The organism is Amycolatopsis mediterranei (genome assembly GCF_026017845.1).
GTDB lineage: Bacteria > Actinomycetota > Actinomycetes > Mycobacteriales > Pseudonocardiaceae > Amycolatopsis > Amycolatopsis mediterranei.
This window is the reverse complement of record NZ_CP100416.1, coordinates 4,929,176-4,951,176: the sequence shown is the minus strand read 5'-3', so window position 1 is coordinate 4,951,176 and position 22,001 is coordinate 4,929,176. Positions and strand designations below refer to the sequence as shown.

General features: G+C 72.7%; 24 protein-coding genes. 18 read left to right on the top strand and 6 right to left on the bottom strand.

All coding sequences use genetic code 11. The features are described 5' to 3' along the window. Positions 1-62 precede the first annotated feature (62 nt). Positions 63-1,541 carry an HAD-IIIA family hydrolase gene (locus ISP_RS22845; RefSeq protein ID WP_013226110.1) on the top strand — a complete coding sequence of 493 codons (1,479 nt, stop codon included), beginning with the start codon at positions 63-65 and terminating at the stop codon, positions 1,539-1,541. Then, positions 1,538-2,581, top strand: a complete 1,044-nt coding sequence (locus ISP_RS22840) for a glycosyltransferase family 9 protein (RefSeq protein ID WP_013226109.1) — start codon at positions 1,538-1,540, stop codon at positions 2,579-2,581. Before ISP_RS22845 ends, ISP_RS22840 begins: the two co-directional genes overlap by 4 nt. Positions 2,582-2,635: 54 nt before the next feature. Here the strand turns inward: ISP_RS22840 and ISP_RS22835 are convergent, their stop codons facing one another. Further along, on the bottom strand, positions 2,636-2,824 hold the full coding sequence (locus ISP_RS22835; protein ID WP_013226108.1) for a DUF2795 domain-containing protein: 189 nt from the start codon (positions 2,822-2,824) through the stop codon (positions 2,636-2,638). A 119-nt stretch (positions 2,825-2,943) separates the two neighbouring features. Between ISP_RS22835 and ISP_RS22830 the strand changes: the two genes are divergently transcribed. The 5 genes from ISP_RS22830 (at position 2,944) to ISP_RS22810 (ending at position 6,270) form a co-directional block, all read left to right on the top strand. Beyond that, a complete protein-coding gene (locus tag ISP_RS22830) occupies positions 2,944-3,768 on the top strand; it encodes an SDR family oxidoreductase (protein ID WP_013226107.1) in 825 nt (274 codons plus the stop codon). A gap of 153 nt (positions 3,769-3,921) precedes the next feature. Further along, positions 3,922-4,365, top strand: coding sequence for a DUF4383 domain-containing protein (locus ISP_RS22825; RefSeq protein ID WP_013226106.1), 444 nt, complete (start codon positions 3,922-3,924; stop codon positions 4,363-4,365). Positions 4,366-4,471: 106 nt separating this feature from the next. Next, a complete protein-coding gene (locus ISP_RS22820) occupies positions 4,472-4,885 on the top strand; it encodes a hypothetical protein (protein WP_230468899.1) in 414 nt (137 codons plus the stop codon). After that, on the top strand, positions 4,882-5,244 hold the full coding sequence (locus ISP_RS22815; protein WP_013226104.1) for a VOC family protein: 363 nt from the start codon (positions 4,882-4,884) through the stop codon (positions 5,242-5,244). Before ISP_RS22820 ends, ISP_RS22815 begins: the two co-directional genes overlap by 4 nt. A 45-nt stretch (positions 5,245-5,289) precedes the next feature. Next, positions 5,290-6,270, top strand: a complete 981-nt coding sequence (locus ISP_RS22810; protein ID WP_013226103.1) for a MerR family transcriptional regulator — start codon at positions 5,290-5,292, stop codon at positions 6,268-6,270. On the opposite strand, the gene ISP_RS22805 is transcribed toward ISP_RS22810, so the two are convergent. The 4 genes from ISP_RS22805 to ISP_RS22790 form a co-directional block, all read right to left on the bottom strand. Then, entirely contained in the window at positions 6,240-6,662 is a 423-nt protein-coding gene (locus tag ISP_RS22805; protein ID WP_013226102.1) for a DUF6292 family protein, read from the bottom strand. The two genes, ISP_RS22810 and ISP_RS22805, sit on opposite strands and share 31 nt — an antisense overlap. A gap of 120 nt (positions 6,663-6,782) precedes the next feature. Continuing rightward, the gene (locus ISP_RS22800) at positions 6,783-7,433 is read right to left on the bottom strand and encodes a phosphoribosyltransferase (protein WP_013226101.1); all 651 of its coding nucleotides are present in this window, start codon (positions 7,431-7,433) and stop codon (positions 6,783-6,785) included. Between the two features lie 4 nt (positions 7,434-7,437). Continuing rightward, a complete protein-coding gene (locus ISP_RS22795) occupies positions 7,438-7,776 on the bottom strand; it encodes a DUF6221 family protein (RefSeq protein WP_013226100.1) in 339 nt (112 codons plus the stop codon). Positions 7,777-7,805: 29 nt separating this feature from the next. Then, positions 7,806-8,342 (bottom strand): copper resistance CopC family protein, encoded by a 537-nt coding sequence (locus tag ISP_RS22790; RefSeq protein ID WP_013226099.1) that lies wholly within the window; start codon positions 8,340-8,342, stop codon positions 7,806-7,808. 383 nt (positions 8,343-8,725) lie between these two features. Between ISP_RS22790 and ISP_RS22785 the strand changes: the two genes are divergently transcribed. The 6 genes from ISP_RS22785 (at position 8,726) to ISP_RS22760 (ending at position 13,955) form a co-directional block, all read left to right on the top strand. Further along, positions 8,726-9,346 carry a hypothetical protein gene (locus tag ISP_RS22785; RefSeq protein ID WP_013226098.1) on the top strand — a complete coding sequence of 207 codons (621 nt, stop codon included), beginning with the start codon at positions 8,726-8,728 and terminating at the stop codon, positions 9,344-9,346. A gap of 4 nt (positions 9,347-9,350) precedes the next feature. Next, entirely contained in the window at positions 9,351-10,259 is a 909-nt protein-coding gene (locus ISP_RS22780) for a copper resistance D family protein (RefSeq protein WP_013226097.1), read from the top strand. 23 nt (positions 10,260-10,282) lie between these two features. Continuing rightward, positions 10,283-11,269 (top strand): cupredoxin domain-containing protein, encoded by a 987-nt coding sequence (locus tag ISP_RS22775; RefSeq protein WP_013226096.1) that lies wholly within the window; start codon positions 10,283-10,285, stop codon positions 11,267-11,269. 71 nt (positions 11,270-11,340) lie between these two features. Continuing rightward, entirely contained in the window at positions 11,341-11,790 is a 450-nt protein-coding gene (locus tag ISP_RS22770) for a hypothetical protein (protein ID WP_013226095.1), read from the top strand. Beyond that, positions 11,787-12,428 (top strand): cupredoxin domain-containing protein, encoded by a 642-nt coding sequence (locus ISP_RS22765; RefSeq protein WP_013226094.1) that lies wholly within the window; start codon positions 11,787-11,789, stop codon positions 12,426-12,428. Before ISP_RS22770 ends, ISP_RS22765 begins: the two co-directional genes overlap by 4 nt. A 93-nt stretch (positions 12,429-12,521) precedes the next feature. Next, entirely contained in the window at positions 12,522-13,955 is a 1,434-nt protein-coding gene (locus ISP_RS22760) for a glycoside hydrolase family 76 protein (RefSeq protein WP_013226093.1), read from the top strand. 34 nt (positions 13,956-13,989) lie between these two features. On the opposite strand, the gene htpG is transcribed toward ISP_RS22760, so the two are convergent. Continuing rightward, positions 13,990-15,885: a molecular chaperone HtpG gene (gene htpG / locus ISP_RS22755; protein WP_014467081.1), complete on the bottom strand. Its 1,896-nt coding sequence runs from the start codon at positions 15,883-15,885 to the stop codon at positions 13,990-13,992. Between the two features lie 290 nt (positions 15,886-16,175). On the opposite strand from htpG, the gene ISP_RS22750 reads away from it, so the two are divergent. The 5 genes from ISP_RS22750 to ISP_RS22730 all read left to right on the top strand — a co-directional run bounded on the left by ISP_RS22750 (position 16,176) and on the right by ISP_RS22730 (position 21,854). Continuing rightward, positions 16,176-16,637 (top strand): HNH endonuclease, encoded by a 462-nt coding sequence (locus tag ISP_RS22750; RefSeq protein WP_013226091.1) that lies wholly within the window; start codon positions 16,176-16,178, stop codon positions 16,635-16,637. A 97-nt stretch (positions 16,638-16,734) separates the two neighbouring features. Next, the gene (locus ISP_RS22745; protein WP_013226090.1) at positions 16,735-18,108 is read left to right on the top strand and encodes a protein kinase domain-containing protein; all 1,374 of its coding nucleotides are present in this window, start codon (positions 16,735-16,737) and stop codon (positions 18,106-18,108) included. Positions 18,109-18,311: 203 nt separating this feature from the next. Beyond that, positions 18,312-18,458, top strand: a complete 147-nt coding sequence (locus ISP_RS22740; RefSeq protein WP_014467080.1) for a hypothetical protein — start codon at positions 18,312-18,314, stop codon at positions 18,456-18,458. Positions 18,459-18,582: 124 nt separating this feature from the next. Further along, positions 18,583-20,697, top strand: a complete 2,115-nt coding sequence (locus ISP_RS22735) for a hypothetical protein (protein WP_013226089.1) — start codon at positions 18,583-18,585, stop codon at positions 20,695-20,697. Positions 20,698-20,711: 14 nt separating this feature from the next. Then, the gene (locus tag ISP_RS22730; RefSeq protein WP_230468898.1) at positions 20,712-21,854 is read left to right on the top strand and encodes a S53 family peptidase; all 1,143 of its coding nucleotides are present in this window, start codon (positions 20,712-20,714) and stop codon (positions 21,852-21,854) included. The last annotated feature ends 147 nt before the right edge of the window (positions 21,855-22,001 follow it).

Sequence of the window (22,001 nt, the reverse complement as noted above, 5' to 3'; positions counted from 1 at the left end):
TACCCGCGGGCGACGGCTTCGACACGCCGTTTGATCACCTCCGCCTCGGGTATCCGGTTCCCGTGACTGCTTCGCTCGACTACACCGTGGTGATCCCCACGACGGGCCGCGAGACGCTTCGGCCACTCCTGGAAACCCTCCTCGGCGGGCCGGAGCCGCGGCCGGCGGAAATCCTGGTCGTCGACGACCGCCCGGGTGGGTCCGGGCTGGACGTCCCCGCCGGCGTGCGCGTGCTCCGCTCGGGCGGGCGTGGGCCGGCGGCGGCGCGGAACCTCGGCTGGCGCACCGCGAAGAGCGAGTGGATCGCGTTCGTGGACGACGACGTCGTGCTCGCTCCGGACTGGCCGCGGCAGCTGGCCGCCGACCTCGGCTCGCTGCCGCCGGAGGTGGCCGCCTCCCAGGGCCGGATCACCGTCCCGCTGCCCGCGGACCGGCGGCCCACCGACGACGAGCGCAGCACGGCGGGCCTCGAGCACGCCCGGTGGATCACCGCCGACATGGCCTACCGCCGCCACGCGCTCGTCGAAGCGGGCGGCTTCGACGAGCGGTTCCCGCGCGCGTTCCGCGAAGACTCCGACTTGGCCCTGCGGGTCGCCGAAGCCGGGCACCGGATCGACCAGGGCGAACGGCTGACCACGCACCCGGCCCGGCGGGCCGGGTTCTTCTACAGCCTGAAAGCCCAGCGCGGCAACGCCGACAACGCGCTGATGCGGGCCAAGCACGGCGTCCTCTGGCGGCAGCGCACCGGCGCCGGGCACGGCAGGCTCGGCTTGCACGCACTGTCCACAGTGGCCGGTCTGGCCGCGCTCGCGCTGCCTCTGCTGCGGCAGCGCGGCAAGGCACTGCTCGCGGCCGGTGTGTGGGCCGGGCTGACGGCGGAGTTCGCCACCCGCCGGATCGTGCCGGGCCCGCGGACGCCCGGCGAAGTGGCGCGCATGGTCGTCACCAGCGCCCTGATCCCGCCCGCCGCGTGCTACCACCGGCTGCGCGGGGAGCTCGCGGCCCGGCGGCCGCGGCCCGAGGTCGCGGTGCTGTTCGACCGGGACGACACGCTGATCGTCGACGTCCCCTACCTCAACGACCCGGACGGCGTCCGCCCGGTGCCCGGCGCGGTCGAGCTGGTGCGCGGGCTGCGGGAGCGCGGCATCCCGGTCGGGGTGGTGAGCAACCAGTCCGGTGTCGCGAAAGGACTCATCACCCCCGAGCAGCTCGACGCGGTGAACGCCCGCGTCCAGGAACTCTTCGGCCCGTTCGGCACCTGGCAGGTCTGCGTCCACGACGACGGCGACGGCTGCGCGTGCCGCAAACCCGCCCCCGGCATGGTGTTGCGGGCCGCCGGCGAGCTCGGCGTCGATCCCGCGTCCTGCGTGGTCATCGGCGACACCGGCGCCGACGTCGACGCCGCGCTCGCCGCCGGCGCCCGCGCGGTGCTGGTCCCGACGCACCGCACGCTCGAGCCCGAGATCGCCCGGGCCCGACAGCACGCCGCCGTCGCCCGCGACCTGTCCGAGGCGCTGCGCGTCGCCGGGGTCGCCGGATGACCCGGGTGCTCGTCGCCCGCCAGGACAACCTCGGGGACGTCCTGCTCGCCGGGCCCTGCGTCCGCGCGGTCGCGGCGTCCGGGGCGCAGGTGACGCTGTTGACCGGACCGCACGGCCGTGCCGCCGGCGAACTGTTGCCGGGCGTGGCCGACGTGCTCACCTGGACCGCTCCCTGGATCGACCCCGAGCCGCCGCCGGTGACCGCCGAGGACACCGGTGCGTTCGTGGCGCTGATCCGGGCGAAGTCGTTCGACCGCGCGCTGATCCTGACGTCGTTCCACCAGTCCCCGCTGCCGCTGGCGCTGCTGCTGCGCCAGGCCGGCGTGCCGTGGATCGGCGCGATCTCCGAGGACTACCCGGGCAGCCTGCTCGACCTGCGCCACCGCGTCGACGGCGATCCGCCGGAGCCGGTCCGCATGCTGTCGCTCGCCGAAGCGGCCGGGTTTTCGCTGCCGCCGGACGACCACGGCGCTCTGGCGCTGCGGCGCCCGTTGCCGAACACCGCCCGGCTGACCGGCGGCGGGGCGTACGTCGTGGTGCACCCCGCGGCGTCGGTGCCCGCCCGCCAGCCCTCGGCGGCCTGGAGCCGCGAGACGGTGCGGGCCCTGGCCGCCGACGGGCATCGGGTGCTCGTGACGGGGGCGCCGTCGGAGCGCGCGCTGACCCAGGAGGTGGCCGGGACGTCGGCGGTCGACCTCGGGGGCCGGACGTCCCTGCCGGAGCTGGCGGCGGTGCTGTCCGGCGCCCGCGTGGTGGTGGCGCCCAACACCGGCCCCTCGCACCTGGCCGCGGCAGCCGGCACGCCGGTGGTTTCGCTGTTCGCCCCGGTCGTGCCGCAGGAGCGGTGGGCCCCCTACGGTGTCCCCACGGTGGTGCTCGGCGACCAGCACGCCCCCTGCCGCGCCACCCGCGCCCGCGTCTGCCCGGTCCCTGGCCACCCCTGCCTCGACACGATCGACCCCGCCGACGTCTGCCGCGCGGTGACGGCCCTCGCCCTGCCGGGAGTCGTCTCGCCGATCCCGGCCGCCGCAACGCAATGAATGACTCATTCCTGGCGTCGGACGCCAGGAATGAGTCATTCAAGACGACCGGCGTCAGCCGCCGATCTCCTTGCTCACGCCGCTGGGCCCCTCGTAGGTCCGGTCCGGCAGGCCGCGCACGACGTCCAACGTGCCGGAGTCGGCACCGTTCTTCTCGGCGGCCCGCACCAGGTCGTCTCGCTTCGCCGGGTAGTCCACGCCGGACAGGTACTTCTGCAGCTCGATCGGGTTCGGCTTGCTCACGGGAGCTCTCCTTCCGTTCGGGAACAGCTCGGTTACCCCGCCTTCCGGCCGGCACACGCCGGCGCCGCGTTTAGTCCCCGGCGGGGGTGGTAGCCGACGGTTGACGAAAGGAGATGCCCGTGTCGCTCCCGGCCCCCTTGCCCGCGGAAGCGGCCTCGCCCCGGCGCGCCGTCGTCACCGGTGCCGATTCCGGCATCGGCCGCGCGGTCGCCGTTGCCCTCGCCGGTGGTGGCCTGGACGTCGGCATCACCTACCACTCCGACGCCGACGGCGCGGAGGAAACCGCCGCGGAGGTCCGTTCGCACGGCGTGACCGCGCACGTCCGGCAGCTCGACCTGACCGAGCTGCCCGGCGCCGCCGACGTCATCGACGCCTTCGCGGAAGACCTCGGCGGTATCGACGTCCTGGTCAACTGCTCCGGCACCGGCAGCAGCGAGCTCGCCATGGACCTCGACTACGAGAAGTGGCGCCAGGTCCTCGACGTCGACCTGGACGGCGTCTTCCTGCTTTCGCAGCGCGCGGCCCGACACATGATCGACGCCGGGCACGGCGGCCGGATCATCACGATCACCAGCGTCCACGAGCACGTGCCCCGGGTCGGCGCCGCGCCCTACTGCGCCGCGAAGGCCGGGGCGGGCGCGCTGACCCAGGTGCTCGCCTTGGAGCTGGCCGAGCACGGCATCACCGTGAACTCCGTGGCACCCGGCGAAATCTCGACGCCGATGACCGGCCAGACCGACGCCGACCCGCGCGGACAGGACCGGCCCGGCATCCCGCTGGGTCGCCCCGGCCACGCGGCCGAGGTGGCGGCCGCGGTCGCGTTCCTGGCGACCCCGGCGGCCGGCTACATCACCGGCACGTCGCTCGTCGTCGACGGCGGCCTGCTGCTGATGGGTGCCCAGCACGGCACCGCCTACCGCGGTCACGACTGGCGTTCCCCCTGAGACCGGGGGCCCGCGTCCCGGCTGCAGGGACCGGCGCGGGTCCCGGCCGTGGGCCGGGCGGCGGTCCCCCCAGCCCGCCGTCCGGCCCTTCCCCTTGTCCGTTTCCGCCCCCATGCGACGGGTATCCGGCCGCGGAGGGAAGGAGAACACCCCATGTCGTCCGCCGAAACCCGCTCCCGGACCGCAGCGTCCTGGCTCCGCCCGGTCGTCGCCGTCCTCGGGCTGCTCTACCTCGCGCTGGGCATCGCCGGGTTCCTGACCCCGGAAACCGCCGCGGTCGGCCACGAAACCAGCCGCGCGGTCTGGATCTTCAGCGTGACCCCGCTGCTCAACCTCGTCCACACGGCGGTCGGGGTGCTCGGGCTGCTCGCCGCGACCCGGCGCACCGGCGCGATCATCTACTGCTGGGTGCTGTTCATCGGTTTCACCGGGATGACCGCCTACGGCATCCTCGCCACCGCGATCGTCAACCCCGAGGACCCGATCAACCTGAACTGGGCGGACAACTGGCTGCACGGGCTGACCGCGGCCGCCGCGCTGGTGCTCGGCATCCTCGCGGCGCGCGCGGTCAACCGCAATGCCGCGCGCTCCCGATGATCCCGGTCGTTTCGGCTTGCGATCACCGGGTAGCCGGGGAAGGACACCGTGTGAAGGAGGTCCCCATGCACCGCGAAGAAGACGTCCCGCCGTGGGGCGGCGGCGCATGAGCACGACCGAGCCGGCCGTCGTCGTGCACTACCGGCTCCACGCCGACTTCGCCGTCGGATCCCCGTGGGTGCGCCGGATCCTGGGCCCGCGAGCCGGGCTGGAACTGGACGCCACCGGCCTGCGCGTCCGGTTCGGGCCGTGGCTGGTCGAAACGCCGCTGAGCAACCTCGCCGGGGCGGAAGCCACTGGCCCGTACCGTGCTCTCCGCGTCTTCGGTGTCCGGCTTTCGCTCGCCGACCGTGGCCTGACTTTCGGAACGACGACCCGGGGCGGCGTGTGCCTCCGGTTCCGGGAGCCCGTCCGCGGCATCGATCCGTGGGGGCTGGTCCGCCACCCGGGGCTGACGGTGACGGTGTCCGAACCGGAGCTGGTCGCCGAAGCCATCAACCGGATCGTGGCGGAGTCATGACGGCGGCGCGCATCCTGGCCGTGGCGATCGACTGCCGTCAGCCGGACCTGCTGGCCGAGTTCTGGGCCGCGGCGCTGGGTAGCGGAAAGACCCGCACGTGGACCGACTCCCACGGCTTGACGTACCGCCAGGTCGACTTCGCCGACGGACCGGCGCTGCTGTTTCAGCCGGTACCCGGGGAAAAGACCGTCAAGAACCGGCTGCACCTCGACCTGGCGCCGGTGGCTGGTGACCAGCGGGCGGAGGTCGAACGCCTGGTGATGCTCGGGGCGAAGGTCCTCGACGATCCGGACGACGACCCGTGGATCGTGCTCGCCGACCCCGAGGGGAACGAATTCTGCGTGCTGCCGGCCCGCTGACGCTGAGTTGAGTCTCCCTCAGGGGGAGACGGCAGGCTTGGGGACATGGACGACGAGAACCTCCTCACGATCGGGGCTCTGGCCGCGCGGACCGGGCTGTCCGTCAAGACGATCCGGTTCTACTCCGACAAGGGGATCGTTCCGGCGACCTGGCACAACGCGGCCGGCTACCGCCTGTACGACGCGGCTGCCCTGGCTCGGCTGGAACTGGTCCGCACGCTTCGTGAGCTGGACATCGACCTGGCCACGGTCCGGCGCGTGCTGGCCGGCGAAACTTCGCTGGCCGAGGTCGCCGCGGCGCACGCAGCCGCCCTCGACGTGCAGATCCGGGCGCTGCGCCTGCGGCGGGCGGTGTTGACCGCGGTCGCGAAGCGGGAATCGACCCCTCGGGAGATGGATCTGATGCACAAACTGGTGAACCTGTCCGATGCCGAACGGCGCCGCTTCATCCACGATTTCGTCGACGACACCTTCGGCGGTGTCGACGCCAATCCGGCCATGGTGGAACTGCTGCGTTCGACCATGCCCGAATTACCCGAAGACGCCACCCCCGAACAGGTCGAGGCGTGGATGGAGCTCGTGGAACTGGTCCAGGACACCGGCTTCCGGGCCGCTGTGCGGCGGATGGCCGAGTACCAGGCGGCCCAGCGCGCCGACGGAGACACGACCGGCCTGCACCACGACCTGACCGAGGCCGTGCGCGAAGACGTCGGCCGAGCGCTCGCCGCGGGGATCGCCCCGGACTCCGAGCAGGCCGGCGACATCGTCGCTTCGCTCACTGCGCGCTACGCCGAGACCTTCGGCAAGGCCGACGACGACCAGCTGAAGCGGTGGATCCTCGAACGGCTCGATGTCGCCGACGATCGTCGCGTCACGCGGTACTGGCAGTTGGTGGCCGCCGTCAACGGCTGGCCTCCGGTCCCGGATCCGGGACCGGTGTTCACCTGGTTCGGCCGGGCAGTGCGTGCTCGGCTCGACAGCCGGAGCCGGCCGGGTCAGGCTTGGCCGACCGGGTCGCCGGCGTAGGCGGCCAAGCGTTCGTCGAAGCCGTCCGCGGTGCCGGGTCTGCGGAAATCCGGGGGATCCGGCCGGCCCGGGTACTTCTCGCCGTACAGGCCGGTCACGAACTCCACGACGGTTTCGGGCGGGGGCAGCACGTCCTCGCCCAGGTAGGCCAGCACGATGAGGTCGTCGCCGGTGGCCGACTCGACCGCCGCGGCCCAGCCGTCGCGTTCGTCCCACAGCAGCGCGGTCTCGTGGTCCGGGAACCGCGCGAGCCGCCGCTCGAGCGCGACGTACGCACCGGCCGGGACGTCCACTTCACAGAACCAGGCGGGTGCGTCCAGCTTGGCCGCGACGGCCAGCAGGTACTGCCGCAGCCCGCGCGCCGCCGCGCCGAGCCCGTCCCGTTCGCTCATCCCGCTCCCGCCCCTTCGGTCGGTGCCCCATCGGGTGATACCCCGTCACCCACAGGGTCAACCCGGGGCACCCCGAGTGGAGCAGCACGTCACCGGCGGTCCTCTGTGGAACCCGCCGGGTCACGAAGTGAGCAGGTCCAGCACCTCGTCGTCGCCCAGCTGGCGGAAATCGGCGTACCACTGGCCGACCGCGCGAAACTCCGGCGGTTCCGCGACGCAGACGACGTCGTCGGCTTCGCCCAGCAACCGCGTGACCGCGCCCGGGGCGGCGACGGGTGCCGCGAAGACGAGCGTGCGCGGCCGGGCCGCACGGAGGTCGCGCAGCGCGGCCGTCGCGGTGACGCCGGTCGCGAGCCCGTCGTCCACGAGGAGGACGTCACGGCCGGTGAGACCGGCGGGCGCGCGGCCGGCGCGGTAACGCTCGAGCCGGCGGCGCGCCTCCGCCCGTTCCCGGGCTTCGGCCCGGGCCATCCGCGCGGCGGTCAGTTCGAGCGCGCGCAGACCGGCCTCGTCGTAGATCGCCGGGCCGTCCGGGGTGACCGCGCCGACGCCGTACTCGCGGTGGCCCGGCGCCCCGATCTTGCGGGCGACCGCGACGTCCAGTTCGGCACCGAGCCGCCGCGCGACGACGGCGGCCACCGGCACGCCGCCGCGGGCGAGCCCGAGCACGACCGGGTCGGCCCAGGCCCGGCGCCGCAGCTCGCTCGCCAGCCGGCGGCCGCCGTCCTCCCGGTCGGCGAAGATCCGCGGACCGGCCTGCCGCGCGGGCATCAGGTCACGGGCGCCACTCGTCGCGCCAGTCGGGGTGGGCTTCGTACACCGACGCGATGAGCTTGACGGAGTTGTCGTCGTGGACGTCGCGGATCTCGCGGCGCAGGAACTCGGCCTTCTCGGCGAACGGCACCGGGTGCCGGTCCTCCATCGCCTCGACCGGCCCGCCGGCCAGCAGCAGGCCGTCGCCGTCGTCGGCGTACATGATCCGCAGCCGCCCGCGCCGCTCGGCCTCGTCGATCAGCGACAGTTCACCCGCCCGGACGCGCTCTTCGTCCTCCGCGAGCCGGGCGAGCACGAATTCGTCGAGCTTCGCGGTCGTGGTGTCGTCGAGATTCGTCATGGGCGCGGGATACCCGCCCGGTCACGGCCTCAAGCGTCCGCGCGGCTCAGCCGCCTGGCCACCGCGAACCCGGTGCCGAGCAGGACGGCACCGCCGGTGAGCCACGGCCACAGCGGCATCGGGCCGTCCCCGTCCGGGCGCGCCACCGCCGCGACGGCCGGCACCGCCGCCGCCGGGCCCGCCACGGTGAGCCGGAATCCGACGGTGCCGGAGACCGGGTGGCCGTCGGCGGAGGTGACCCGGTACCGGATGGTGTAGGCCCCGGCCGGGCCGAGCGGACGCAGCGGCGCGGAGACCCGGGCGTCCACAACGGACGCCGGGCCGGCCTCCCAGTGCGAAGTCCCGTCGGGCCCGAGCACCGCGAGTTCGGTGAACCGGTTTTCCACCGGCTCGTTGAACTCGAGCACGGCCTCGGCCGGGCCTGCGGCAACCGACGCATCCGCGGCCGGCGAACTGGACACCAGGACGCTGTGCGCGTCCGCCGCGGGGGCGCACAGCAGCGCCGCGCCGCCGGCCGCCGCCAGGGCGGCGGCCATCCGGACCGTGAAAGACCAGCGGGAAGTCATGTTTTCTCGCCTTCTCGGGAATTCGAGCGATGCCGGAACCGTAGCGAGCGGATCCGGGGTCATGACGGGAGGCCGTGAAACGGCTGTGTTAACCAATTCTCACCGCCGCGGCGCGTCGCCATCCCCGGATCGGGCAAACCGGGCAGCTACTCCGACAGTTTGCCCGTCTGGCCACCCGAACAGCCCAGCAGAACCGGCTTTCGGCCCAGCAACTCACCGCGCAACGCCGTTCGCGGGCCGCTCGACTTAACCTGGCCTTCACGTGAAGATCACCCCGCGAAACGTGCCGGCTGGTTTATTGCTCCCACATCCCGTTCTTTCCCCGCCGCTCCGGAATTGCCGTTTCCCCGCGAGCGAATTCCCGTTTTCTGGAGGACGAAACCGTGCGAGGACCCGCCCTGCGCCGTGACCACGTCATCGCCGCCGGCCTGGCCGGCGCGGTCGTGGTCGTCGTCGGCTACGCCTCCGGCCTCGGCCTGCGGCCGGGCACCGCCGCGGCCACTCCACCCGTGGTCGCGGACGGCGGCCACCCCGTCACACCGCAAACCCCGGGCGCGCAACCACTTCCGGCCGGGCAGCTGCCCACGGGCGGTCCGGTGTCCCCGCTGCCCGCGATCCCGGTGGGCAACCAGCCGGCGGACCCGATCCCGTCGATCCCGTCGATGCCGTCGATGCCCGGCGACAGCGGCGTGGTCCCGGCCCCGGATCCGGGATCCCCCGAGCCCGGCACCGCACCTCCCCCGCCGGTCCCCCCACCGACGACGCCGATCCCCCCGCCGCCGGGACCCGACGTGCCGGCGTGCCAAGCCGGTGTGCCGCAACAGGTCCTGGACACCGTCGGCGGCCTTCCGCTGCTCGGCGCGGTCACCACCGGGCTCGGGGTGACCGGGCCGACCGGGGTCGGCGCGCTCGTCCTCGGCTACTGCCGCACGGGCGACGGCGGCCTGGAGCCGGCAATGGTGCCCGCCGCCACCACCGTCCCGACCGTCCCCAGTGGACGGTGAGGCGGTGGAGCCCGTCAAGGCGTGGTACGTGCTCGCCCGCACCGTCGACTACGCCGGTCTCACGCTGTTCGCCGGCGGCCTGCTGTTCCTGGCCGTGCTCTGGCCCGCCGGCGCCGGCCACCGCGGGGCCCGTTCGGTGCTGGTCACCGGCTGGGTCCTCGGCCTGGCCGGCACGCTCGCCGGCCTGGGCCTGCAGGCGGCGTGGGCCGCGCAACGCCCGCCCGGCGACTTCCTGGCCTGGGACCTGCTCGGCCAGGCGCTGGACAGCCAGTTCGGGCGCATCTGGTTCGCCAGGGCGCTGCTGTGGCTGCTCGGCGGGGTGGTGCTGGCCTGGCTGCTGCAACGCGGCCGGGACGCGGCCACGGCGTTGCCCTGGCGGGTCGGGGCCGGGGCGATCCTGCTCGGGCTGCTCCGCACGACCGGGCTCACCGGCCACGCGGTGGAGAGCACCCGGCCCTGGCTGACGCAGCTGGCGGACTTCGCTCACCTCGCGGGCGCTTCGGCGTGGATCGGCGGGCTGGCCGTGCTGCTGTTCGGCGTCCTGGCCCGCCGTGACCCCGAAGAGCTCGCCTCGGTGATCCCCCGCTACTCGAAGCTGGCGATGACGTCGGTCGCCGTCGTGGTCGCCGCGGGCATCGTGCTCGCGTGGCAGACCGTCGGCAGCGTCGGCCGCGTGTTCGGCACGGCCTACGGGCGGACGCTGCTGGTCAAGCTGGGCGTGCTCGCCGTCGTGCTGCTGGCCGCGCAGGTCAGCCGCAGCTGGGTGGGCCGTCGCCTCGACTTCGCGGTCGTGCTGCGCGGGGACGCCGCCACCGTCCGCCCCTTCGTCCATTCCGTCGCCGCCGAGACCACGCTCGTGCTCGTGGTCCTCCTCGCGGCGAGCTTCCTCGTCACGGCCAGCCCCGGCCGCTGATGGCCCTGTGAAAGGAGTCCTCGATGGACAACCCCACCCCCACCGCCCCCGAGCAGCCGGAGGTGGTGCGGCGACGGCGGAGCTGGCCGGTCGCCGTGGCGATCCTCGCCCTGGCGACGGCGTTGTTCAGTCTCGCCACGCTGCGCGGCGGCCAGACCGAGCAGGCCGCGCCGAGCCAGGCCGCGAACGTCGACCTCGCCGCACTGGCCCAGCAGGGTCCCCTCGCCGTCCCGCTGTACCAGGGACTCGCGCAGGAACAGGCGGGCGGGGCCGCCGCCCCGGCCGCGGCGCCGTCCACCAAGTCGGTCGACGCCATGGGCTACAAGTTCTCGCCTGCCGACCTCACGATCGACGTCGGGGACACGGTGACGTGGACCAACCACGACACCGCGCCGCACAACATCGTGGTCACCGACGGGCCGGAGAAGTTCACCTCGCCGACCCTGCAGACCGGTCAGACCTTCAGCCACACCTTCACCAAGGCGGGCAAGTACTCGTACTACTGCTCGATCCACCCGGACATGAAGGCCACGGTCACCGTCACCGGATCCGTGCCCACCACGGCTCCGCCGACGTCGGCCCCGACCTCCGCACCCACGTCCGCACCGACCTCGGCGCCGACCCACTCGATGCCGATGCCGTCCACCCCGGCCGGCGGCGGCTCCTGCGTGCCGAAGGCGGTCCTGCAGCCGATCCTCGACCACATCAAGAGCGCGCACCTGGAGACCTCACCCGGTCAGCAGGTGCAGGACATCCTCAACCTGGACCAGTACCTCAAGACCCACACGGTCTGGCTGGAAACCGTGCTCGCCCCGGTGTTCGACGGATCGGCGGGCCAGGTCGCGACCGACACGCTCGCGCCGATCATCGCGCACATCAAGAGCGCACACCTCGAGGAGTCGCTGGGCCAGCAGGTGACCGACCTGCTGAACCTCGACCAGTACATCAAGACGCACACGGTGTGGCTCGAGAACGTGCTCACTCCGTTGCTGAACCAGGCGAGCTGCTGACGCTCGCCGTCGTCACGGGTGGCCCGGTTCCCGGCCGGGCCACCCGCTCCCATCCCCGGAGGCCACTCTTCATGTCCGACACCGCCGTCCTGCCCCGGACCGGCTACACCCTGCGCCGCGACCGCTGCGTCATCGAGATTTCCCCGCGTCCGCCCCTGGTCCGCGGCCGGCTCACCGCGACCGGCGGGCACTGGACGCCCGGCTCGGCGCTCACGGTCACCTTCGACCCCGGCTCGCTGCGGACCGGGATCCCCTTCCTCCGCAGGGCGTGCCGCGGCGACGAACTCACCTTCACCGCCGACGAGGTCGCCGAGGACCCGTTCGTCGTCGAAGGCAGTGTGGCCGGGCGCGCGGTGCGCCTGCGCGGCGACGTGCGGCACCGGGACGAGCACGGCCTCGTCGTCTGGGCCGCCGGGGTCGTTCTCCCGGCCCGCCGGAAGCCGCGGCACGCGGGCCCGCTCGTGCGGCTGCTGGCCCGGCGCCGGCTGCGCGTCGAGATCGCGATCGAGTTCGTCCGATGAGGCGCGCCGCCCTGGCCGTGGCCGGCCTGCTCGTGTTCCTGAACCTGCCGCTCGGGAGCCCGGCCGCCGCGGCGACGCAGCAGGTCATGATGCAGGGCTACGCCTTCTCCCCCGCCGCGCTGACCGTCCGGGTCGGCGACACGGTCACCTGGATGCAGCACGACGAAGCCCCGCACGACGTCGTCACGACGAGCGCGCCGGTCGCGTTCCGCAGCCCGCAGCTTTCGGCCGGGCAGAGCTGGAGCTACACGTTCCGGCAGGCGGGCACGTACCAGTACTACTGCTCGGTGCACCCCGACATGCGGGCCTCGGTGACGGTGCTGCCGGCGCCCACGACCGCGCCGCCGAGCACGGCTTCCCGGCCGCTGCCGTCACGGACCGCGGCCGGCGCGGTGCCGGTGGCCACCACACCGCCCGCGAGCACTCCGCCGCCGAACGCTCCTTCGGCGGGCACCGCCCCGGCGGCCACGTCCGCGGCCGCCGTCGCCCCGGCCGCTCCGGTCACCGAACAGCCGCCCGCGGTCCAGCAGGCGACCGCGGCGACGCCGGCGACCCTGAACCCGATGCTGCTGGTCGCCGGGTTCGTCACCGCGATCGCGGTGCTGTGCCTGCTGCTGCTGAGCTCGCGGCGGGCGTGAATTCCTGTCCGGAACCTGTCCCGGTAAGGGACTGGACCAATAATATCGGCTCGGCACAATGGGAGCATCGCCCTTCAGCGCGGAAGGTGACCGATGCACTTCCTCGTCTCCCTGATGGCCTTGGCCCTTGCGGCCACGCCGACACCGGCGCCGTCCGTCGCGCCGCTCGCGACGATCTGCAACAAGTACTGCGACGCGAGGGATCCCGCATCGTCGCCAGGCGACCGCGAAGGCTCCTCGGCCGGCGTCGGCGGCCGCCGGATCTCCCTGCACCTCGACGACGGCGACGCCATGGGCTGGGCGGCGATCACCGGTGGCGGCGCCGGCGACCACGTCTGGCTGGACCGCTCGTTCGACGCCGGGCGCACGTGGGCGTCGGGCAGCAAGCTCGGCGACACCGCGACACCGTCCGGGGCGACGGGCTGGCGGACGCTGATGTACAACGCCGACGACTGGGCGAACAAGGGGGTCGGGCTGCTGCGCGCGTGCGGGCAGCCCGCGGGGTCGGGGACCATCGCCTGCACCGGCTGGGCCCGTCCGACCTGGAACGCGTGGGACCGCCGCACCGCGGCCGCGACGGCGCTGATGGAGCGCTACAACCTCGGCACCGGCCTGTTCGACACGACCGGGTGGTGGAACTCGGCGAACGCGATCACCGCGGTGATCGACAACGCCCGGATCAGCGGCATGGGCAGCTACCGCTATGCGATCGACACGACGTACACGAAGAACCTCGCGACCCAGGGCGGCCAGTTCCGCAACGACTACCTCGACGACACGGGCTGGTGGGGCCTGGCGTGGGTGGACGCCTACGACCTGACGGGCGACGGCAAGTACCTGAACACCGCCCGAGCGGACGCGGACCACATGTACGCGTACTGGGACGGCGTCTGCGGCGGCGGGGTCTGGTGGAGCACGAGCCGCACCTACAAGAACGCCATTCCGAACTCGCTGTACATCCAGCTGAACGCGGCGCTGCACAACCGGATCCCGGGCGACTCGGTGTACCTGTCGCGAGCCCGGGCGGGCTGGAGCTGGTTCGCCGGCAGCGGGATGATCAACGGCTCGAACCTGGTCAACGACGGCCTGACCACGTCCACGTGCGCGAACAACGGCCAGGCGGTGTGGTCGTACAATCAGGGCGTGCCGTTGACGGCGCTGACCGAGCTCTCCCGCGCCACCGGCGACGCGAGCCTGCTGACGAAGGCCCGCGCGATGGCGAACGCGTCGACGACGAACGCGTCACTCAACCCGGGCGGGATCCTGCGCGACCCGGGCGAGACGGCCGGCGGGGGCGGGGGCGACGGCCCGACGTTCAAGGGCGTGTACGTCCGGGACCTCGCGGCGCTGAACGCGGCCTTGGCGGATCATCCGTACACGGCCTACCTGCAGCGGCAGGCGAATTCGGCGTACGCGAACGACCGGAACAGCGCGGACGCGTACGGGCTGATGTGGGCGGGCCCGTTCGACCAGCCCGACGCGGCCCGGCAGCAGAGCGCACTGGACCTGATGAACGCGGCCCCGTGAGCCCGGGCGGATTCGCACCCGCCCGGGCCGCACCTCAGAGCGTCTTCTCCAGCCGGCCGGCCAGCAGCTTGATGAACCGCGACGGGTCGGCCAGTTCGCCGCCTTCGGCCAGCAGTGCCATGCCGTAGAGCAGCTCGGCCGTTTCGGCCAGGCCCTCGTCGTCCGGCCGGGAAGCGTGCGCCTCGCGCAGCCCCCTGACCAGTCCGTGCTCCGGGTTGAGCTCGAGGATGCGCTTGATCGGGGGCAGCTCCTGCCCCATCGCGCGGTACATCTTCTCCAGCGTCGGGGTCAGGTCGTGTGTGTCGCCGACGATGCAGGCCGGCGACGTCGTCAGCCGCGACGACAGGCGGACCTCCTTGACGGTCTCGCCCAGCGCCGTCCCCAGCCACGTCAGCAGGCTCTCGAAGTCCTTGTTCTGCTGTTCGCGGGCGACCTCGGTGGCCTTCTTGTCTTCCTCCGACTCGAGGTCGACCTGGCCCTTGGCGATCGACTGGAACTGCTTGCCGTCGAAGCCCGGCACCGAGTCGACCCACATCTCGTCGATCGGGTCGGTCAGCACCAGCACCTCGAAGCCCTTGGCCCGGAACGCCTCCATGTGCGGCGAGTTCTCGATCGCCGAGCGCGATTCGCCGGTCATGTAGTAGATGTGCTGCTGGCCGTCCTTCATCCGCTCGACGTAGTCGCGCAGCGAAGTCGGCTTCTCGGCGTCGTGCGTCGAGGCGAACGACGAGATCTCGAGAATGACTTCGCGGTTCTCGAAGTCGTCGAGCAGGCCTTCCTTGACCGCGCGGCCGAATTCACGCCAGAACGTCGCGTACTTCTCGGCGTCGGCGGTCATCATCGTCTTGACCGTCGAAAGCACCTTCTTCACCAGGCGACGGCGGATCAGCTGGATCTGCCGGTCCTGCTGCAGGATCTCCCGCGAGACGTTGAGCGAGAGGTCCTGGGCGTCGACGACGCCCTTGACGAACCGCAGGTACTCGGGAACGAGCGACTCGCAGTCGTCCATGATGAACACGCGCTTCACGTACAGCTGCACGCCGCGCTTGCGCTCCCGCAGGAACAGGTCCATCGGCGCGTGCGAGGGCAGGAACAGCAGCGCCTGGTACTCGAAGGTGCCCTCGGCCTGCAGCCGGATCGTCTCGAGCGGGTCCTGCCAGTCGTGGCTGACGTGCTTGTAGAACTCGTGGTACTCGTCTTCGCTGACCTCGCTCGACGAGCGCGCCCACAGCGCCTTCATCGAGTTGACGGTCTCGACCTCGGCGTCTTCGCCGTCGCCCCGCATCCGGATGGGCCAGGTGATGAAGTCGGAGTACTTCTTGACGATCTCGCGGATCTTCGCCGCGGACGTGTAGTCGTAGAGGTGGTCCTCGGTGTCCTCGGGCTTGAGGTGCAGCGTGACCGCGGTGCCCTGGGGCGCGTCTTCGACCGGCTGGATCGTGTACGTGCCTTCGCCGGTCGACTCCCAGCGGACGCCCTCGGCGGTGCCGGCGCGGCGCGTCACGAGGGTGACCTTGTCCGCGACCATGAAGCTCGCGTAGAACCCGACGCCGAACTGCCCGATCAGGTCCTGCGACGCCGCGGCGTCCTTCGCCTCCTTGAGCTTGGTCAGGAAATCGGCGGTGCCGGACTTGGCGATCGTCCCGATCAGGGCGACGACCTCCTCGCGGGTCATGCCGATGCCGTTGTCGCGCACCGTCAGGGTCCGCGCCTCCGGATCGGTCTCGATCGCGATGTGCAGGTCGGCCGTGTCCGCCTCGAGGTCCTTGTCGCGGTACGACTCCAGCCGCAGCTTGTCGAGGGCGTCGGAGGCGTTGGACACGAGCTCCCGCAGGAACGTGTCCTTGTTCGAATAGATCGAATGGATCATCAGCTGGAGCAGCTGACGCGCTTCCGACTGGAACTCCAGCGTCTCGATCGGGGCAGTCACTTCCATTCCTTTCCGCATGTCCGGCGGCCGGTGGCGGGTCGATCCTACCGAGCGGGTCCGACAGTTCCGACCGCGCCACGCTCGCTGCCGATCAGGGCGGCTCGAGGGCCCGGACGCATGGGCTGCGGCGTGATTCCGCGACGCCCACGGCGCTCGGCGATTTCGCGGTTCTTCCGCGCGCATCCCCTGCGGTGAAACACGATTGACGCAGGTCAAGCCGCTCGGCGACGATGATTCGAAACAAGCGGGAAGCCGACTTCCCGCGTCCCCATCGTCGAAAGAGGTGCACTGTGAAGGTGCTCGTCCTGAACGCCGGCTACGAGCCGCTGCAGACCGTTTCGGTCCCGCACGCGATCCGCATGCTCGTGCGCCACGTCGCGGAGATCCACGAAGCCGAGGAGGGCCTCGCCTACGGGCTGTTCCCGCGCCCGAAGATCGTGCGGTTGCTGCGGTACGTCGTCATGAAGTGGCGATATACGCAGCCGCCGCGCTGGTCCCGGCGCGGCGTGCTGGTCCGTGACGGCCACCGCTGCGCCTACTGCGGGCAGCGCGCCACCACGATCGACCACGTGACGCCGCTGAGCCGCGGCGGCGCCCGGACCGACTGGCTCAACACGGTCGCCGCGTGCGGGGGCACGGCCCGCAGCTGCAACGCCCGCAAGGCGGACAAGCTGCCGGGCGAAGCCGGGATGAAGCTGCGCTTCACCCCGTACGTCCCGGCTTGGGACCAGCTGCACCGGCCCGGCGCTTGACGCGGCCTGCTCGCCTGCACACCGGCGGGCAGGCCGTTAGGCTCGAACCGATCGCCACCCGCATCCGTGTGCTCTGGGGAAGGCCGGGGAGGTCGCCGTGACCGACGCAGGAGAGCTGATCGCCGGGCGCTACCGGCTGGCCGAACGGATCGGCCAGGGATCGATGGGCGTGATCTGGCGCGCCCGCGACGAGCGGCTCGACCGCGTCGTCGCGGTCAAGCAGCTGGACTACGACGCGGCCATCGGGCCGGCGGCCAGTCAGCAGGCGAGCCGGCGTGCCCTGCGCGAAGCGCGGCTGACCGCGCGCCTGCGGCACCCGCACGCGATCACGGTGCACGACGTCGTCGAGGCGCCCGGCGGGCCCTACCTGGTGATGGAGTACCTGCCGTCGCGCAGCCTGGCGGAGATCCTGCTCGACCGGGAGACCCTACCCGCCGAGGAGGTGGCGCGCATCGGCCTGCCGGTCGCGTCGGCGCTCGCGGCCGCCCACGCCGAGGGTGTCGTCCACCGCGATGTCACGCCCGGCAACGTCCTGCTCGGGGAGTCCGGCGTCGTCAAGATCGCCGACTTCGGCATCTCCCGCGCCACCGGGGAAGGCACCGTGACCGGCGGCGGATTCATCGCGGGCACGCCGGCCTACCTGGCCCCCGAAGTCGCCGGCGGCCACGAAGCCGGCTTCCCGGCCGACGTCTTTTCCCTCGGGGCGACGCTCTACCGCGCGCTCGAAGGCGCTCCCCCGTTCGGCAACGACGACAACACGATCACGCTCCTGCTGCGCATCGCTAAGGAGGAGACCGTCCCGCCGCGGCACAGCGGGCCGCTCGCCGAGGTGCTCACCCGCATGCTGCAGCGGGATCCCGAAGCGCGCCCGTCGATGGCGGAGGTCCAGGAGCTGTTCGAAGCGGTCACCGGCGGCCGTCCGCTGCCGCCGCCCCGGCCGCGGCCGCGGGCCGGGACCCGGCTGCTGCGCGTCCGCCGCCCGCGGCGCCGGCTCGTCCTGGCGTCGGCCGCCGGCGCGGTCCTGCTGGCCCTCGGCGTGGTGATCGGCACGGTGCTCGTCCCCGGCGGCACGACGACCGTCGCCGCACCGGTCTCGTCCGTTCCCCCGGCCTCTCCCCCGGCTTCGACGCCCGCGAGCCCGGCCCCGACGACGCCGGCCGACCTGGGCTGCGCGGCCCGCTACGAGGTGACGAACTCCTGGCCCGGCGGCTACCAGGTGCAGGTGACGGTGCGCAACGACCGGGCCGCGGGCCTGTCCGGCTGGCGCGTCCGCTGGCAGCTGCCCGCCGGTCACCGCATCAGCGGCTTGTGGAACGGCACCTTCACGGTCGATGGTTCGACGGTGACGGTCGAAAACGCCGACTGGAACGCCAAGCTCGACGCGGACGCGACCACGACGTTCGGCCTGATCGCCCTGACGCAGAACGGAAGTGACGCCGCCCGGCCGGCGCTCACCTGCCGGACGCTCTGACCACCGGGAGGCCCCGTGAAGCCCCACCACGTCCGGGACCGGCGCCGATCGATCCACTTCGACGGCCGGACCGTCACGCTCATGGTGGCCACGAAGTACTGGGGATTCATGCCCAAGGACACCCCCCATGAGTTCCGGTCTCGAAGCTCACCGACGTCAAGCACACGGAGGCCACCAAGAGGGACCCCGGCGAGGTCGTTTTCGTGGCTCCGAACGCGTCCACGGAGATCGTCGCGAACGTGCCGTCCGGGTGCGACGCACTGCCGGGCAACACGTTCCGCTACGGCTACCCCAAGCTCGCCAAGGTGAAAGCCTTCGTGGAAGCCGTCGAGAAGGCGCGAAAGAAGTAGCGCACTGGGCCGATCGGCGGTAATTCGCGGGAGATCGTGATCCGGCTCAACAGTCCTGGCGCTCTGCCCGTCCGTAATGGTGATCACTCACCACACGGAGGTGCCAGTGCGAAGAAAATTTTCGGTGTTCGCGGTCTTGCTCGCCGGCGCGGCGGGCGTGGCCGGGCTCGCCCCGCCGTCCGCGGCCGCCGCGGTGCCGTCCCCGACCGTCACGCTTCCCACCGGGGACCGGGTGACCGTCGGGACCACCCCGGACGGCCGGGACACGTTCGAGGTGCAACCGGCCGCGGCCAAGGGCATGGCGCGGGCGCTGGTGCACCTGCGGCTCGGCGGCCGGGACTACGAGGTGCCCGGCACCGCGCTGCCCTACCTGGGGCGCGGACTCGACCTGAGCCTGTTCGACGTCAAGGCGTTGCTGGCCGGCGCCCGGGTGCCGGTCGACACCGCGACGTTCGGCGCCGCACTGGCCGAACAGTTCAAAGAGGACAGTGCGCGCGGTCGCTTCGGCGGCCAGGGCCTGTTCGCGGGAGGAGTCCGGTACGCCCTCCAGGGAGCGCCGAAGCGTCAGGCGGTGCGGCCGCGGTCGGTGATGCGGACCGTGTCGCTCGACGCCACGGACATCGCGGGCAAGCCCGCCGACACCGGCATCGCGTTCCTCTACAACACCGACGACGGCGACACCCTCGCCCCCGACGAGAACTTCAACTACTTCTTCGGCGGGACGGCCAAGTTCAGCGTGCCGGACGGCAACTACAGCGCGCTCGGCGTGTTCTGGACGTCCGACACCGACGGCAACCCGACCGAGCTGCGGTTCAGCGCGCAGCCGGAGTTCGCGGTGCGGGGGGACGCGACCGTCCGCGTCGACGCGAAGCGGGCGACCAGCAAGCTGACCTGGGTGACCCCGCGACCGGCGTTGCTCGACGACACCGGCTTCCTGTTCCGCCGGGCCGCCAAGACCGGCCCGGCGCTGCTCGTCGACTTCGACGCCGGGCCCGGCGTGCCGATCTCGGTTTCGCCCACCGGCGCCCCGGTGCGCACCGGGGCGCTGCAGACCTACCCCTACAGCAGGCTCGTGTCCCCGCCCGGGCCGGGCACGCCGTACGAATACGTGCTGCAGAAGGCGAGCGTCGGCGTGATTCCGCAGCAGCGGTACGTGGTCACGGCGAAGGACGTCGCCGCGGTCGACGCGACCTACTTCAGCGAGTACTCCTCGCTGGGCCTGCGCCAGCGCAGCGGGATGTTCACGTTCGAGGACGTCAGCGGCCATCCGTCGCACCCGATCCAGCTGCCGCGGAAGCAGACGGAATACGTCTCGGCCGCGCCGGACCTGGCGTGGTTCGGCGGGTTCTCGAAGTACGTACTGCCGGGGCCGTTCCCCGGCTGGGCCGGCGGCCAGTACGAGTCCTTCCACACCTACCAGGGCGGCTCTTCGGTCACCGAGGACTGGAACCGCTTCCCGCTGCACCCGGCGGGCGCGGTGGCGCTGCTGCCGCTGACCGACGGCCGGGCGTACACGCTGCCCGGCGCGACGCGGGCGGGCGATCTGGTGCGGATCGCGATCACGCCGTTCAGCGACAACCAGCCCGGCCACACCGGTTTCGGCTTCTACGGCGAGCCCCGGGACACCATCACCGGGTCCTACCGGTTCACCCAGGACGGCACCACCCTGGCCGAAGGCAGTCCGCGGGGTGCCTTCGCGGCCGAATTCGACCAGGAGGTCGCACCCGGCCCGTCGACGCTGGGGCTGACGATCGACGCCGGGCGCACCGGGCCGATGTACCGGCAGAGCACCGCGACCCACACCGAGTGGACGTGGCCGTCGCGGCACGTCGAAGGCGTCACCCTGCCACCGACGCTGTACTGCGCCCGCGGCGCGGACGGGCCGGATCGGGAGTGTGCGGTCGAACCGCTGCTGACGCTCGGCTACGCGGTCGGCGGGCTGCGGCCGGACGGGTCCACAGTGTCCGGTCCGCAGGGCCTGGACCTCACGGTGGGGCACCTGCAGCGGAGCACCCGTTCGCCGGTGACGGCCGCGACGGTGCAGTACTCGACCGACGGCACGACCTGGCAGGACGCGACCGTCACCGCCCGCGGCGACGGCGTCTTCCACGCGGGCTTCACCGCGACCACCGAGACGTTCCGTGGCACGGACGTCTCCGTGCGCGTCACGGCGGCCGACGCCGCCGGGGCGACGATCGCCGAAACGATCACCGCCGCCTACCACGTCTACGTGTCATGAGGGGACTGTCCACAGTGAACAGAAGATGGCCGGTGGTGCTGGCCGCCGTCGTGGCGGCGATCGGCGCGGTCACGCCGGCCGCGAGCGCGGCTCCGGCGCCGCGGGCGGCGTGCCCAGAACAGCCGGGCGTGCTGCGCTGCCTCACCACCTACACGCCGGGCGCGGCGCGCGCCTTGGGCCCAGCCGGCTGGGGTGGCGACGACCTGGCGTCGGCCTACGGGCTGCCCGCCTCGGCCGGGTCGGACACCGTCGTCGGCATCTCGATCGCCTTCGACGCCCCGAACCTGGAGGCCGACCTGGCCGCGTACCGCGCGCAGTACGGCCTGCCGCCGTGCACGACGGCGAACGGCTGCTTCCGCAAGGTGAACCAGCAGGGTGCGGCCGCGCCGGTGCCGGAGGCGAACTTCGGCTGGACCCTGGAGTCCACATTGGACGTATCAATGGTTTCGGCGGCGTGCCCGTCGTGCCGGATCCTGGTCGTGGAGGGCAACTCGCCCGGGTTCGCCGACCTGGCGGAGACGGCGGACACGGCGGTGCGGCTGGGTGCGAAGGTGGTGTCGAACAGCTACGGCGCCCGGGAAAACGGCGCGGCACTGGCCTACGCGAGCCACTACCGGCACCCGGGCGTGACGGTGGTGGCCTCCTCCGGCGACACCGGCTTCACGGCGGCGAGCTACCCGGCGGTCCTGGCCTCGACGATCGCGGTCGGCGGGACGTCGCTGGCCCGCGACCCGGACTCCCCGCGCGGCTGGGCGGAGCGGGCCTGGACCTACGGCGGCAGCGGCTGTTCGGCGTACATCGCGAAGCCGAAGTGGCAGCGGGACGCCCACTGCGGCAAGCGAACGGTCGCGGACGTCTCGGCGGCGGCCGAGGACATCGCGATCCACTACGCGGACGCGGGCGGCTGGCTCCCGGTCAACGGCACGAGCGCTTCGGCGCCGTTCATCGCGGGGCTGATCGGCCGGTCCGGGCACGCGGGGGCCATCGGGCCGGCGGACGTGTACGCCAAGGCTGGCTCGTTCACCGACGTGACGGCGGGCCACAACGACCCGGCCGGAGCGGGCAAGAAGTGCGGCGGCGACTACCTGTGCGTCGCGGGCCCGGGTTATGACGCCCCAACGGGTGTCGGGGTGCCGAACGGCCTGGCGGGCTTCTGAGGGAACCGGTGGCGGGGGGCGGGCCCCCCCCCCCCCCGGGCCGCCCGGGTGTGGGGGGGGGGGGCCCCCCCCGGCGGGCCCCGCCCCCCCCCCCTGACGGCCCCCCCGCCCCCGGCGCCCCCCCGGCCGCCGGCCCCCCCCGGGGCC